The 14,697-nt window shown below is 33.3% G+C and carries 13 protein-coding genes; 5 read left to right on the top strand and 8 right to left on the bottom strand.

The annotated features are described in order from the left end of the window. Window positions 1–41 precede the first annotated feature (41 nt). The 4 genes from EXD82_RS01390 to EXD82_RS01375 all read right to left on the bottom strand — a co-directional run bounded on the left by EXD82_RS01390 (window position 42) and on the right by EXD82_RS01375 (window position 3,874). Window positions 42–794 (bottom strand): TspO/MBR family protein, encoded by a 753-nt coding sequence (locus EXD82_RS01390; protein ID WP_142535131.1) that lies wholly within the window; start codon window positions 792–794, stop codon window positions 42–44. A gap of 177 nt (window positions 795–971) precedes the next feature. Further along, a complete protein-coding gene (gene fucO, locus EXD82_RS01385) occupies window positions 972–2,117 on the bottom strand; it encodes a lactaldehyde reductase (protein ID WP_142535130.1) in 1,146 nt (381 codons plus the stop codon). A gap of 211 nt (window positions 2,118–2,328) precedes the next feature. Further along, window positions 2,329–2,928 carry a TetR/AcrR family transcriptional regulator C-terminal domain-containing protein gene (locus tag EXD82_RS01380; RefSeq protein ID WP_142535129.1) on the bottom strand — a complete coding sequence of 200 codons (600 nt, stop codon included), beginning with the start codon at window positions 2,926–2,928 and terminating at the stop codon, window positions 2,329–2,331. Window positions 2,929–2,953: 25 nt separating this feature from the next. Beyond that, window positions 2,954–3,874, bottom strand: coding sequence for an aldo/keto reductase (locus tag EXD82_RS01375; protein ID WP_142535128.1), 921 nt, complete (start codon window positions 3,872–3,874; stop codon window positions 2,954–2,956). Window positions 3,875–4,201: 327 nt separating this feature from the next. Here EXD82_RS01375 and hdhA point away from each other — a divergent pair, with 327 nt between their 5' ends. Then, entirely contained in the window at window positions 4,202–5,002 is an 801-nt protein-coding gene (hdhA, locus tag EXD82_RS01370) for a 7alpha-hydroxysteroid dehydrogenase (RefSeq protein WP_142535127.1), read from the top strand. A 48-nt stretch (window positions 5,003–5,050) separates the two neighbouring features. On the opposite strand, the gene EXD82_RS01365 is transcribed toward hdhA, so the two are convergent. Continuing rightward, a complete protein-coding gene (locus EXD82_RS01365; protein WP_142535126.1) occupies window positions 5,051–5,581 on the bottom strand; it encodes a PadR family transcriptional regulator in 531 nt (176 codons plus the stop codon). Between the two features lie 125 nt (window positions 5,582–5,706). Here EXD82_RS01365 and EXD82_RS01360 point away from each other — a divergent pair, with 125 nt between their 5' ends. The 3 genes from EXD82_RS01360 to EXD82_RS01350 all read left to right on the top strand — a co-directional run bounded on the left by EXD82_RS01360 (window position 5,707) and on the right by EXD82_RS01350 (window position 9,196). Further along, window positions 5,707–7,065, top strand: a complete 1,359-nt coding sequence (locus EXD82_RS01360) for an MATE family efflux transporter (RefSeq protein WP_142535125.1) — start codon at window positions 5,707–5,709, stop codon at window positions 7,063–7,065. 132 nt (window positions 7,066–7,197) lie between these two features. Next, window positions 7,198–7,902: an L-2-amino-thiazoline-4-carboxylic acid hydrolase gene (locus EXD82_RS01355; RefSeq protein WP_142535124.1), complete on the top strand. Its 705-nt coding sequence runs from the start codon at window positions 7,198–7,200 to the stop codon at window positions 7,900–7,902. 88 nt (window positions 7,903–7,990) lie between these two features. Continuing rightward, window positions 7,991–9,196 (top strand): M20 family metallopeptidase, encoded by a 1,206-nt coding sequence (locus EXD82_RS01350; protein WP_174919125.1) that lies wholly within the window; start codon window positions 7,991–7,993, stop codon window positions 9,194–9,196. A 130-nt stretch (window positions 9,197–9,326) separates the two neighbouring features. Here the strand turns inward: EXD82_RS01350 and EXD82_RS01345 are convergent, their stop codons facing one another. Continuing rightward, the gene (locus EXD82_RS01345; protein ID WP_142535122.1) at window positions 9,327–9,653 is read right to left on the bottom strand and encodes a hypothetical protein; all 327 of its coding nucleotides are present in this window, start codon (window positions 9,651–9,653) and stop codon (window positions 9,327–9,329) included. Window positions 9,654–9,908: 255 nt separating this feature from the next. Between EXD82_RS01345 and EXD82_RS01340 the strand changes: the two genes are divergently transcribed. After that, window positions 9,909–11,516 carry a potassium/proton antiporter gene (locus tag EXD82_RS01340; RefSeq protein WP_142535121.1) on the top strand — a complete coding sequence of 536 codons (1,608 nt, stop codon included), beginning with the start codon at window positions 9,909–9,911 and terminating at the stop codon, window positions 11,514–11,516. Window positions 11,517–11,606: 90 nt separating this feature from the next. Here EXD82_RS01340 and EXD82_RS01335 read toward each other — a convergent pair whose 3' ends face one another. Together EXD82_RS01335 and EXD82_RS01330 are read right to left on the bottom strand one after the other, a co-directional pair. Beyond that, window positions 11,607–13,304, bottom strand: coding sequence for an adenine deaminase C-terminal domain-containing protein (locus tag EXD82_RS01335; protein WP_142535120.1), 1,698 nt, complete (start codon window positions 13,302–13,304; stop codon window positions 11,607–11,609). A 25-nt stretch (window positions 13,305–13,329) separates the two neighbouring features. After that, window positions 13,330–14,583 carry an NCS2 family permease gene (locus EXD82_RS01330; RefSeq protein ID WP_246081986.1) on the bottom strand — a complete coding sequence of 418 codons (1,254 nt, stop codon included), beginning with the start codon at window positions 14,581–14,583 and terminating at the stop codon, window positions 13,330–13,332. Window positions 14,584–14,697: the final 114 nt, after the last annotated feature.

Raw genomic sequence — 14,697 nt, 5'->3', positions numbered from 1 at the left:
CACTACCGTCTTTTCGACGTTTTGCAACAGCTCCTTTTATTTTACCGCCATTTTCTTCTGTTTTTATACCGCATAAATATAAATAAAAATACAAGAATTATAATTCCTATCACACTTACATTTGCCACTGCACTATTTCCACTTTCTATAGCTGTACTGTATATTCCATAATACGCCCAGGCTACAGGAAGAGGGTAGAATGCATTTCTTATAAGAAACATTATTATCCGCACTATTATAATACCAAGTATAAGTATTGTAGCTCCTGCTGAATCTGTTACATATCCGGCTCCGGATCTCTTTGTAAAAAATGCAGCCTCATTTACAATCGATGCCACAGTAAGCCATCCTCCATAAAGTCCGAATGTAAGTCTCAGAAGCTGTCTTTCACCCTTGTAAATTCCCTCCAGTCTCATCATGATAAATAAAAGCGTATACATAAATCCAAGTATAAATATTGTAGATATACCTATCATTTCATATGAGAAAAATACAATCCATCCTATATTCAATATACATGATATCCAGAATGGTACACTTATTCTCTCTACTGCATTTTTGTAGTAATCATCATCTTTTTTTATTATCATCACAATCAGAGACACTATAAGAAGTATATATATTACACTCCATATTCTGAATGTGAAGGGTGCCGGTGTTATCACCGTATTGTACATATCCGAAACTTCCTTTTGCGAAAGTCCATTTATAAGTCCCATAGCACCTGCTGCATTTACTCCCAGGGTAACTATCAGTAGAACAATATTTACCCATGCTTTTGTTTTTGCGTTCATTTTTATCGCCTGCTCTCTATAATCTGTTTATTATAGATTTCTATATAGAAAGCTGAAAACCTCTATCTCATAGAAATTATATAATTATATTAAAAATACCCATATATTGGGACTTTACTCATATATAGAAAAATACGGGGCAGAAAATATCTGTCCCGTATCTATTTTAATAATATATTACATTATTTCTCTGAAAAGAGCTTTTGCATTTTCAACATCTATATCTCTTGGGTTTCCTGGTGCACATGCATCTGCACAAGTTGACTCTGCAAGGAAATCAAGATCTTCTTCTTTTATAGCTTCAAGTTTTTCAGGTATACCAACATCTGCAGAAAGTTTTCTTACCGCATTTATAGCTGCTTCTCTATATTCTTCAACAGACATATTATCTACACCTTCAACACCCATAGCTCTTGCTATCTCTCTGTATTTTTCTCCAGTAGTTTCTTTGTTGTAGTTCATAACTATTGGAAGCATCATTGCACATGCAACACCATGAGGAGTGTCGTATACTGCTCCAAGTGTATGAGCCATTGAGTGAGCTATACCAAGTCCAACGTTTGAGAATCCCATACCAGCTATATACTGTCCAAGAGCCATTCCTTCACGTCCTTCCTTAGTATTTTCAACTGCACCTCTTAGAGATTTTGCTATTATTTCTATAGCTTTTAAGTGGAACATATCTGTCATTTCCCATGCTCCCTTAGTTATATATCCCTCTATTGCATGAGTAAGTGCATCCATACCAGTTGAAGCTGTAAGTCCTTTTGGCATAGAAGACATCATATCAGGGTCTACAACTGCTATTATCGGCATATCGTGAGGATCTACGCATACAAATTTTCTCTTGCGCTCAACATCAGTTATTACGTAGTTTATAGTAACTTCTGCTGCTGTACCTGCTGTTGTTGGAACTGCTATTGTTGGAACACATGGGTTCTTTGTAGGAGCTGTTCCCTCAAGGCTTCTTACATCTTCAAACTCAGGGTTTGCTATTATTATACCTATAGCTTTTGCAGTGTCCATTGAAGAACCTCCACCTATAGCTATTATATAATCTGCTCCTGAAGCTTTGAATTTTTCAACACCGTTTTTAACATTTTCTATTGTTGGATTTGCTTTTATATCTGAATATATCTCATATTCAAGACCTGCATTTTCAAGGACATCTGTAACTTTTGAAGTTACTCCGAATTTTATAAGATCTGGATCTGAACATACAAATGCTTTTTTGAATCCACGTATTTTTGCTTCGTTAGCTATTTCATTTATAGCTCCTGCTCCATGAAATGAAGTCTGATTAAGATTTATTCTGTTTGCCATTATAATACACCTCTTATTTGATATTTATTGCGATATAACGTTTAAGCTATATCTCTTAATTATAATTTTAACAATCTTGCAAAAAAATAAAAGTTACACTATTTCACAAGTGTAACTTTTAAAGCCCAAATGTTACAGATTGATAAATCTGTAACATAAATATCACATATTATTATCTAAAATCTTCCAGATATAAGTTGTAAAAAATCAGTTAGTCAAGAATTTCAAGTCTTTCAAAAAGCTCTGCAAGCTCTCTTGGCATTGCTCTTACAAGAAGCTTTGCAAGTTCCTCATCACTGACTTTTATGTCTCCAAGAACCCATTTTACAGTCATTGTTATAGACTCTCTGCAGTACATCTCGAGCATAAACATTATATCTGAAGACGGTTTTTCTCCATTCTTTTCCTCTATAAGGTTACAGTAAAACTCCAGAATAAGCTCAAAATCATGCTGTTTCAGTGAATTCTGATCATCTGAACGAAAGGCAACCGCGAAAAACAGCTTCTCTTCTTCTATATACTGAAACTTTTTAACAAGCCCCTCGTATATTGTCTTTCCATCTCCCATTCTTTCAAATGACTCGAGAAGTATCCTGTCAAAATACCAGTTTATAAGATCATATTTATCGAGAAAGTTTCTGTAAAATGTCTGTCTTGTCATACCACATTTTTCTGTAATCATTCTGACTGTTATAGAATCTACAGACTTTGACTTCATACATTCCTTCATGGCTTCGACAAACTTCATTTTTGTCTTTTCAGTTTTTGGTGTATCTTTTGTATCCTGTTTTATATTTTTATATTCTTTCATAATTCAAATATCCTTGTGTTATTGTTTATGGAAGAGGTTTATCTCCAGCAAGATAAAGTCTGTACCACTCTTCTCTTGTAAGTTTTACATCCACTGCCTTTGCAGTCTCCTCAAGGTGAAGTGGTGATGTAGTACCCGCAATAGGCTGCATCATAGCCGGATGTCTAAGTATCCATGCAACAGCAATTGCATTTTTTGTCACGCCGTATTTCTCAGAAAGCTCATCCAAAACATCGTTTAACTTCTGATATTTAGGATTGTCTATAAATGTTCCATCAGCCCATGATGCCTGAACTATACTCCAAGGCTGTATAACTATATCGTTAAGTCTGCAGAAATCTAAAACTCCTCCATCTTTGTCCTGCGCAAAAGGCTCAACCATATTCATATTAAGTCCTGAGTCTATCATAACAGAATGCACTATTGAAAGCTGAAGCTGATTTATTATAATAGGGTATTTACTGTATTTTTCAAGCAGCTGTATCTGAAGTGGAGTATGATTTGAAACTCCGAAATTTCTTACCTTCCCTGTTCTGTGAAGCTCATCAAAAGCCTCTGCAACTTCCATCGGATCACAAAGTGCATCCGGTCTGTGAAGAAGAAGTATATCTATATATCCACACTGAAGTCTTTCAAGAGATTCATCCACACTCTTTAAAATATGTTCCTTTGAAAAATCATACATTTTCCCTGGAACTATAGCACATTTTGTCTGTATAATCATCTTTTCTCTAAGCCCTGGATTTCTCTTCAGAACTTCTCCAAATAACTGCTCTGATTTTCCACCGCCATATATATCTGCATGATCAAAGAAATTTATCCCCAGTTCAAGCGCTTTGTATATAAGTTTTTCCACATCTTCAACACTTTTATCCGCAATACGCATACATCCAAGTGCCAGTTTTGATGCTTTAAGGTCTGTTTTCGGTATATTTATGTATTCCATAATCTGTCCTCCGTTCGTATGTTATGTTTATATTATATCATATTGAGCAGTATTATTATTTTTTCTCGTCTCAATTGCAATTTTATTTTTCATATAATCTATAAATTTTTTCGATATATTTTACACCATATTATGAACAATATCCCGAAATAAGTTTGTTTAATATATATTTGCGCGAACTATACAATCCATTTTAAAGTTTTGTTTTTTTATTATTTATACAAAATAACATGATAATATTCGTTAACATTTTATTTTTACTTAACATTATTAAAAAAAGTAATATAATAAAGATAACAGGAATTTGTTGAAACGGAGGGATTATATATGAGATTAAAAAATAAAGTTGTGCTTGTAACAGCATCTACTCGTGGAATTGGACACCGGATAGTAAAACGCTGTGCCGAAGAAGGAGCCATTGTATACATGGCTGCCAGAAATGAGGAACTTGCAAAGGAAAAAATAGCTGAACTTGAAAAAGAAGGACTTTCAAATATAAAATTTGTCTACAATGACGCTACAAAACCAGAAACATACAAAACTATGATAGAAGAAGCTGTAAAAAACGAAGGTCACATAGATGTACTTGTAAACAATTTCGGAACATCTGACCCAAGAAAAGACCTTGATATATCACACACAGATCCTGAGGTATTTTTATCTACAGTAAATATAAACCTATCAAGTGTATTTATAGCTTCACAGACTGCTATAAAATACATGTCTGAAAACGGCGGAGGAAGTATAATAAACATCTCTTCTATCGGAGGAAGTGTTCCTGATATATCTCAGGTGGCATACGGAACTAGTAAAGCTGCTATAAACTACCTTACAAAACTTATAGCTGTTCAGGAAGCGAGAAACAATATAAGATGCAATGCTGTACTTCCTGGAATGACTGCAACTGATGCAGTACTTAACAAGCTTTCAGATAATTTCAGAGATGTATTTATGAAGAATTCTCCTATCAAGAGAATGGGACTTCCTGAAGAGATTGCAGGAGCTGTTGTTTATTTTGCAAGCGACGATGCTGCATTCACTACTGGACAGATAATGTCTGTATCTGGTGGATTCGGACTTGCTACTCCAGTGTTTGGTGACTTGGCTGAAATGAAGGAAAGAAGATAGTATAGATAAAAAGAGAGACTTATGTCTCTCTTTTTGCAAATATATAAATTATTGTATTGTAGATTTTCTTAATGAATCAATCCACTCTTCTAATTTGTTAACCAAAATATATTGTTGTTCTAAAACTTCCATACCAACTTTAGGAATATCACTAATTCCTGCCTTTAATTCTATATTATTTTCAATATACTTTTTTAATGATTTTATATTTTTATCAATATTATCTAAATATTGCTTTTGAACATCTTTTGTCATATATTCCATATTCACAATAACCGCATTAAAATCTAAATATATATTGATCGGCTTACAGGAAATATCCAACATCAATTTTTCAAACTCTTTTTCTCCTGCCTTTGTTAAAGAGTATACCGCTTTTTCTGGCATTTTACCTTCTTTTTTGATTTGACTCTCTATATAACCTTTTTGTTCTAACTGTATTACTTTCTTATAGATTGATGGAGTACTTATTTTTACCCATTTTGAGATATTCCTATATTCAACTAATTTTTGTAAATCATACGCACTTAAAGATTCTTTTTTTAACATACCTAAAACAATTAAATCTATAGTCGCCATATAAAACTCCTCCTTTTAAAATTTCTTGACAACTACTATAAATTATAGTAGTATATTTTACACAACGCAACTACTATAAATTATAGTAGTATATTTTATTGTATTTGGAAGGAGATTTTTATATTATGAATGCAAAGATTAAAAAAATTGAATTGTTAGACAGTGCCCCAATAACAAAAGCACTTTTAGTTATGGGTATACCTACTATGATAGGTATGCTTATAAATGCTTTATACAATATTGTTGATGCTTATTTCATAAGCGGACTAGGTAATAGTCAAATGGGAGCTATATCAGTTATTTATCCTTTAGGTCAGGTTATTGTTGGACTTGGTCTTCTTTTCGGAAATGGAGCTGGATCATATATTTCAAGATTACTTGGTCAGAAAAATAAAGATAAAGCTAACAATACCGCAAGTACTGCCGTCTATGGAAGTTTGTTAGTTGGTTCTTTTATAATTATAATTTCACTTTTATTTTTAAAACCTCTATTGATATTTTTAGGTGCAACTGACAGCATATTACCTTATGCTATTGTATATTCGAGAATTTACATCCTCTCATGTATTTTTAATATTTTCAATGTTACTATGAATAACATTGTTACAAGTGAAGGTTCTGCAAAAACTACAATGTTTGCGTTACTTATCGGCGCTTTTTCAAATATTATATTGGATCCAATATTTATATATAAATTCAATATGGGTGTTTCTGGAGCTGCTATAGCAACTGCTATCTCTCAAATAATAACAACTTCCATATATTTGAATTATATAAAGAAAAATAAAAGTATTTTTAACTTCAAAATAAGAGATTGTAAATTTTCAAAAGATATTTTATCAGAAATATTTAAAATAGGTGTACCTACTCTTATATTTCAATTGTTTACAAGTATTTCTATTTCTCTAGTCAATAATGCCTCTAGTATTTATGGTGACTCCGTTATTGCTGGTATGGGAATTGTTACTCGTCTAGTTTCTATCGGTAGTTTAACCGTATTCGGCTTTATCAAAGGATTTCAACCAATTGCCGGCTACAATTATGGAGCAAAAAATTTCTCTCGTCTCAAGGAATCAATAAAAATATCTATTATTTGGTCAACGATATTCTGTATAATTACAGGTTTAATATTTATTATTTTTAACAAAAACATAGTCTCATTATTTTCAAACGGTAATACAATGATGATAAATATAAGTTCAAAAGCTCTAAGAGCAAATGGATTTACTTTTATGTTTTTTGGATTCTATACTGTTTATTCATCTTTATTTTTAGCACTTGGTAAAGGAAAAGAAGGCTTTTTCCTTGGAGCGTGTAGACAAGGTATTTGCTTCATACCAATAATATTAATATTTCCTCATATATTAGGTATAGATGGTATTCTATATTCACAACCAATTGCTGATATAATATCTGTAGTCATAACAGTATTAATGGCTTTAGCTCTAAATAAAAATATTAATTCCTCTGAAAATAATTTATAATGTATAAAAACATCATAGAGTTTATCTGTTGTATATTAATACTGATATTCCCTATACATCAGTATTAAAGCCAGTTTTTTATATGATATAATAAATAAAAAAAATAAATTCTCATTTTACGAGGTGATTCATATGAAAAATTTTACAGAAAGACATCACGCATTTATTTCAGCGACATACTACAAATACCTTATAGAAAAATTCGCTGACAGAGGAGAAAAAGCCTTCATCATGGCTACTCAGAGATACGCAGAACAGAGAGGATCTCGTATGGCACAGAGAGCCATCAGAGATGGAAAAGAATTGAACTTCAAAACATACTGTGAATACGGAGAATGGGAGTTCACTCAGGAAACAAAGGACGAAATAAAAAATATGGGTATAGAAAACCAGCTTGTAGTCCTAAACTACTCACCTGATTACGAATACAACTCATACGCATGTCCATGGAGTATGCAGTACAAGGAAATGGGTCTTTCAGATGCAGCAGAAATATACTGCGCACATCTCGATAACTCCATAGCAAGGGGATTCAATCCTTATCTCGATTTCAAAACTACACAGACTATACACAATAGCACTCACTGTAATTTTGTACTTAAGGATGCAAATTTGAATCCGGAAGAAATGAATCCCAAAAATCCAGACAATATGAAAGGATTTGACTATCACTGCGGACATATCTACTACACTTTCAAAAGAATAACTGAAAGTATATTCGGTTCAGAAGGAAGCGATATATCTGCTTCTGTGCTAAAAGAATTTGCCGGAAAATACGGAACTGATATGGCTGATGAAATCGTCAAATACAGAGATATAGATTTTGATGTGATTTAGTATCTAAATATTCAAAACATTAAATTGTATTATTCCATTTATTATGATATTTTATGATTGTACACATATTGAAAGGAGCAAAATTCATATGAATAACTTTAAAGACAAAATAGTTGAGCTGACAGATGAATATCAGCCTTTGTTCGAAAAAATATCAAGATATATTTTCGAAAATCCCGAACTTGGAGGAGAGGAAGTCCTTTCTGCAGAATATATTTCAAATGTTCTTAAAGAACACAACTTCAAAGTTGAAACTCCTTATGAATCTCTTCCAACAGCTGTAATAGGTTCATATATAAATGATCCTGCATATGAAAACTACGCATTCCTTGCAGAGTATGATGCTCTTCCGGGATATGGAGAAAATAACAACGAAAATGCACATGCATGCGGACACAACTGGATTGCAGCTTCAATGACTGGATGCGCAATAGTTCTTTCAAAAATATCAAAGGAATTAAAGATAAATGTTCACCTTATAGGTACTCCTGCCGAGGAAACTTTTGGAGCAAAATGCAATATGATTGAGCTTGGTGCATTTGATAATATAGACTTTGCTTTCCAGGCACATATGGACGCCAAAAATAATATGTATGTCTACAATCTTGCAATGAACGCTATAGAATTTACATTCCGCGGTGTTCCTTCTCACGCATCACGGGCCCCTGAAAAAGGAGTAAATGCACTTGATGCAGTAATTTCAATGTTTGTAAATGTTGGACTTCTTCGTCAGCAGATGCCTTCAAAAGATAGAATCCACGGTATAATAACAAATGGGGGAACTGTTCACAATGTCATACCGGATTTAGCTGTATGCAGATTCTGTATGCGTTCTCCAGAAAAATCATCTCTTGAAGTACTTAAAAATAAAGTTATAAATATTGCCAAAGCCGCTGCACTTAGTACAGGATGTTCTCTTGAGTATGATTTCTTTGAAAATCCATTTGACAATATGCTTCACATCGATAGCATGATATCTGTAACAGAAGAAAACTTTAATAGATTCGGCGTTGTGGATTTTGCAGAAAAAGGATTTGTAGGCTCTCCTGGATCATCTGATATAGGAAATGTGAGTTATGTATGTCCTACAATATATGCAGAAATCGGAATAGATACACCTGAATCATTCCCTATTCATTCAAACAAAGCACTTGAGTATGCGGATTCTCAGATTGCATACGACAGAATGAATCAGATTATAAAAGGATTCTGTTCTACTGTTGTAGATATATCTCAGAATAGAGAGCTTGCAGATAAAATAAAAGAAGAATTCAAAGAAAAATCTTCAAAATAGCGGTTTATAAACATCTACATTATTATAAATCATTAAATATATTACTATTTGAAATAAGTTATCTACAAATATATAGATTTTAATATACAAAGAAAAAGCTGATTCGTGATATACACGCAATCAGCTTTTATTAATATAATCTTCTTACTCCGGCTTCATCAAGCCATCTGCATACGTCATTTGATTTCATTCCAGAGAAAATAAATCTCTTTCCGTTTACATCATATATATGGATAAATTTAATAAATAATGATTTTCTAACTTCATATCCATCTATTTCAGATATACAGCTGTTCATATACTCATATCCACTCCATGATTCATAGTAGCAGATTCTTTTATCTGTAACATATAAATATCCTCTTGTCGGCTCTCTTGAAATAGAATTTGAATATTTATAAGCCATCATAGCTTTTCCAATAAGTGTTTCATTTTCTTTTAAGTAAAATTCTGACATATATCCACCCCCTTTAAATACAACTCCTATAAAGTTATTATATCAATATATACTATACAAATTTATAAAAAATATATTCTTTTGACTATTTATAATATAATCTTATTGAATACTATAAAAATACAATATGATTAATCATTATATACGATATTAATATAAAGAGAGTATTGAAGTAACAACGAATATATTGATATAATCTAAAAAATAGTATTTTTACTAAACTGAACAAAAGTAATATATAAGGAGAGTGATTGCTTGAACGGATCTTTACTGATTATCGGATTTGTAATTTTTATATGTATACTATTAAATAGATTCCTCGAAAAAATACCAATACCATCTCTTTTGATTTTCATTGCTCTTGGTATGATACTTGGAGAAAACGGACTTTTAAAAATACAGTTTGACAACTATTCAGCAGTTAATATAACCTGCTCTGTCTGTCTTATATTTATAATGTTTTACGGTGGATTTGGAACAAACCTCAAAGCTGCAAAACCAATTCTACTACCTTCAGTGATTATGTCTACGCTTGGAGTTGTAGTAACCGCCGGAATAGTAGCTTTATTTGCTCATTTTGTATTATCGCTTCCATGGCTTGAATGTTTACTAATCGGATCTGTTATTTCATCAACGGATGCCGCATCTGTTTTTAATATTCTCCGTTCCCGGAAACTTTCTCTCAAATATAACACCGACTCTTTACTTGAAATAGAATCAGGATCAAATGACCCTGTGAGTTATATGCTTACAAATATTGCAATCTTACTTATTGCTGGTCAATCTGTATCCGTGCCTTTGCTTCTTGCAAAACAGATTTTAATAGGTATTTTCTGTGGTATATTTATGGGATATATAGCTGTAAAGCTTCTTCATAAAAACTTGTTGCCTTCTCAACAGAGCCATACTGTTTTTTTATTTTCGATAATGTTGCTTTCGTACGCTCTTCCATCTGAATTTGGTGGCAACGGATACCTTAGTGTATACCTTTGCGGTATATGGATTGGTAATTCCAATCTTCCACAGAAAAAATATCTGGTACATTTTTTCGACGTACTTACACATGTTGCACAGGTACTAATATTTTTCCTTTTAGGACTCCTTGTAACACCGGTTGAACTTCCATCTGTAATTGTACCTGCTTTTATACTAACTTTATTTTTGACTTTTGTAGCACGTCCTTTGGCAGCTTTTATACTTTTAACTCCATTTAAGCCAAAGTTAAGACGGATACTTCTGATTTCATGGTCAGGTCTTCGTGGTGCTGCTTCCATAGTTTTTGCAATAACTGCTGTACTCAGCGGAATAAGTGTTACATATAATATGTATAATCTGGTATTCTGTATGGTTATTTTATCTATATCTGTTCAGGGAAGTCTTCTTCCATTTATTGCAAAAAAACTGGATATGATAGACCCTGATACTGATGTAGCCCGTACTTTCAACGATTATCAGGAAGACAGCGATATAAGTTTTATCAAAATACATCTTCATGCAGAACATAGTTGGTGCAATCAGTCTCTTAAACAAATCAGACTTCCTTCTGACTTACTTGTAGCCATGGTTATTCGTGGACATGATATAGTTATACCTACAGGAGATACCGTACTTGAAAAAGGGGACCTTATTGTTCTTGCCGCTCGAAGTTTTGAAGACCGTGAACATTTGGCACTTCGAGAAGTAGTTGTAAATCCAAAGGGCAAATATACAAATCGTACACTTTCAGAAATTCCACAGGCTCATTTGAATAGAGCAATTTTAATCAAGCGTGGTATAGACACCATCATTCCCTCTGGAAATACAATTATAAAACCAGGAGATATAATAGTTCTCGCACAATCTTCTGCAAAAAATAATAAATAAAAAATACCTCCATGAATATTCAAAAGAATATCTATGGAGGTATTTTTATAAAATAAATTATTATCGTATCTGTTTTTATTTACATTATCGTTATTTTACACATATAGGAACAATCTTTTCACCTTTTACGTCTATAAGTCCCTTGTCTGTAAGTTTTAACGCCGGACTTACCGGAAGTCCAAGAGTCCCAAGAGACATTATAGGATTCATATGATTGTATCCGTATTCAGTCATACTGTTTATTACAGACTTTAATCCAGCTGCAATTTCACTTATAGGTTTTTCTGAAAGTATTCCACATACAGGTAACTGAAGTCTGGAATCCACTTTTCCATCTTTTACAGTTATTACCCCACCCTGCATTTCCTGAATTTCCTTCACAGCCATATACATATCTCTAGGATCATCTCCTGCTACAAACAGATTGTGGTGATCGTGGAAATATGTTGTAGCAACTGTTCCCGTCTTGTGACAGCTTCCAGTTATAAATCCATATCCTATATTTCCATTTTTACCGTGTCTTTCGAAAACCATAGCAAGTCTGCACTCAGAATCCTGCCACTGAAGCATATGATCCTTTACCTTCATTGTTACGATTTTTTCCTTTGTCTGAGTTCTATCAAGGAATATTTCTATAGCCCTTACCTGAACCTCTTCAACATCTTCATCTATCTTTACTGAAAACATTGACGGATCCAGTTTTGGAAGATGCACACTTTCATAAAAATCCTTAGGGAATCTATATGAATGACCTATCTCGCGAACTGCCTTTCCTCTTTTGAAAACAGCCAATGGTTTTAAAAGATTCTTTGAATCCAGAAGCATAAAGTCTGCAAGTTTTCCAGGAGCTATACTTCCTCTATCAGTAAGTTTCATTCTTCTGCTTGGAGTATATGTCGCACAGTATATCGCATCTTCAAATCCAAATCCAAGATCTATAGCATTCTGAACAACATAGTTAAGCTGCCCTTTTTCATATAGAGTATCTGCCATAGTATCATCTGTTACAAAACAGCAGTGTTCATATAGATTATTTTCCTTTACATAATCTAAAATCTCAGGCTTTAACATTTTGTCCTGAATTTCCATAAACATTCCGTTTTCTACACGCTGTCTGAATTCCTCAAGAGTATGCTCTGTATGGTCTGCATCTATTCCAAGATAAAGGAATTTTGCAAGATCCAGATCCACAAGGCTTGGACAATGTCCCTCTATTATAAAATTAGGTTCTTCCTGTCTCAGATAAGATATAAACTTGGATATCTCAAGATTATTCTCATGTATAATCTGTCTGTAGTTCATAACCTCACCCACACAGATTACATCTTTTTCCTGCATCAGATGTTTCATTGCAGAAAAATCTATCTTGTCACCTGTAGTCTCAAGATTTTCATTTGTAGATGGAACACTGCTAGGTATTCCATAGTAAATATCTATCTGCGACTCCTGTGCCGCTGAAATCATTTCTAAAATTCCGCGTATTCCCTTTACGTTTGCTATTTCGTGAGGTTCTGCAACAAGTGTTGTAACTCCGTATTTAAGAACACAATCACCAAAAGGAATAGGCGTCATCATAGAACTTTCAACGTGCATATGAATATCTATAAGACCGGGAACCATATATTTTCCTGTCCCGTCTATAACTTCTTTTGCGTCGAACTCTTCCGAATGTTTTCTGTCTATGTAATAAAATCTATCCCCTAAAACTGAAACATCCGCATTCACGAATTTTTTCAGGTAAGTATTGAAAACATTCACGTTTTTGATTAATATATCCACTTTTTCCATAATATATTACACTTCCATATCTACACTATATTATTGAATAGAAATAAAGCATACATATTGCTACAAGTATATACATAACAGATTTAACTTCTTTAGCTCTTCCACCTGCAAGTTTCAGTATTAAATAAGCTGGTAAAGCTACACATATTCCGTTAGCTATATTGTTTGCAAATATTGTAAATGCTATACACATAAATGCAGGAACTGACTCAGTCATATCTTCAAATTTTATGTTTTTCATAGCTGATAACATGTTTATTCCTATGAATATAAGAACTGGGCTTGTAGCAGCTGATGGTATTATAAGTGCAAGTGGTGCAAATAATAGTGATAAAGCGAAGAATAAGCTTGTAAACACAACTGTAAGTCCAGTCTTTCCTCCTGCTTCAACTCCTGCACTTGACTCAAGATATGTAGTCATACTTGGCATACCGAATAATGCACCAAAGCTTGTTGCAACAGCGTCTACTTTGAAACATTTGTCTATTCCAGGAAGGTTTCCTTCCTCATCAAGATAACCTGCTTTCGCACCAACCCCAAGAACTGTTCCGAATGTAGAGAAGAAATCCGGTACAAACAGTGCTATAAGGAACGGTATATAAGCAAAGTTTAAAGCTCCTATAAAATCAACTTTCATAAACTGTGTTCCAATATTTGCCGGTAATGCAACTATTGAAGTAGGAAGCTCTGTAACTCCAAAAGGTATACCTATTATTGTTGTAAGTATTATAGTTATTATCATACCACCAGGTACATTTCTAACCTTCATTATTAATAATATTATAAATCCTATTAAAGCAACTATAACAGCTGGAGAAGTAAGATCCCCGAATGCAAGATTGTTCTTGTCAGCATTTGCTATTATAAGTCCGCAGTTTTTTGCTCCAAGAAGTGCTATAAATAATCCGATACCTGCACTTACCGCGTGCTTTAAACTCATTGGTATAACTCTAAGTACGGCATCTCTTAGACCAAGGAATGAAATTATAACAAATAGTATACCACTCCAGAATATAACCCCTGCAGCAACAGATGCTGGTATACCTTCATTTGCTATCATACTTGCTACGATACCGACACTACCAAGTCCCGGTGCAAGAGCGAATGGACGGTTTGTGTATAATGCCATTGCACAAGAAGTAATTATAACTAATACTATCATTACTGTTAATGTAACATGTTTGTCATATCCACCTGCTTCAAGCATATTTGGGATAGTAGCCAGTACATAGGCCATAGTTACAAATGTTGTTAGTCCAGCAAGTAACTCTGTCTTTATATCAGTGTTATACTATTTAAGCTGGAACTGTTTCTCTAAAAATTCTCTCATTTTTCAATCTCCTTACTTGTTATCAATACTTTTCCATTGTATAATAAAATAAATTATAGTACC

This window comes from Peptacetobacter hominis, from assembly GCF_006861675.1.
Taxonomy (GTDB): domain Bacteria; phylum Bacillota; class Clostridia; order Peptostreptococcales; family Peptostreptococcaceae; genus Peptacetobacter; species Peptacetobacter hominis.
This window is presented reverse-complemented; position numbering and strand designations above follow the sequence as displayed.

What these genes read in the sequence shown, in the direction of transcription:
- EXD82_RS01390 (WP_142535131.1), bottom strand. Translation starts at nt 794, where the DNA reads ATGAACGCAAAAACAAAAGCATGGGTAAATATTGTTCTACTGATAGTT.
- fucO (WP_142535130.1), bottom strand. Translation starts at nt 2,117, where the DNA reads ATGGCAAACAGAATAAATCTTAATCAGACTTCATTTCATGGAGCAGGA.
- EXD82_RS01380 (WP_142535129.1), bottom strand. Translation starts at nt 2,928, where the DNA reads ATGAAAGAATATAAAAATATAAAACAGGATACAAAAGATACACCAAAA.
- EXD82_RS01375 (WP_142535128.1), bottom strand. Translation starts at nt 3,874, where the DNA reads ATGGAATACATAAATATACCGAAAACAGACCTTAAAGCATCAAAACTG.
- hdhA (WP_142535127.1), top strand. Translation starts at nt 4,202, where the DNA reads ATGAGATTAAAAAATAAAGTTGTGCTTGTAACAGCATCTACTCGTGGA.
- EXD82_RS01365 (WP_142535126.1), bottom strand. Translation starts at nt 5,581, where the DNA reads ATGGCGACTATAGATTTAATTGTTTTAGGTATGTTAAAAAAAGAATCT.
- EXD82_RS01360 (WP_142535125.1), top strand. Translation starts at nt 5,707, where the DNA reads ATGAATGCAAAGATTAAAAAAATTGAATTGTTAGACAGTGCCCCAATA.
- EXD82_RS01355 (WP_142535124.1), top strand. Translation starts at nt 7,198, where the DNA reads ATGAAAAATTTTACAGAAAGACATCACGCATTTATTTCAGCGACATAC.
- EXD82_RS01350 (WP_174919125.1), top strand. Translation starts at nt 7,991, where the DNA reads ATGAATAACTTTAAAGACAAAATAGTTGAGCTGACAGATGAATATCAG.
- EXD82_RS01345 (WP_142535122.1), bottom strand. Translation starts at nt 9,653, where the DNA reads ATGTCAGAATTTTACTTAAAAGAAAATGAAACACTTATTGGAAAAGCT.
- EXD82_RS01335 (WP_142535120.1), bottom strand. Translation starts at nt 13,304, where the DNA reads ATGGAAAAAGTGGATATATTAATCAAAAACGTGAATGTTTTCAATACT.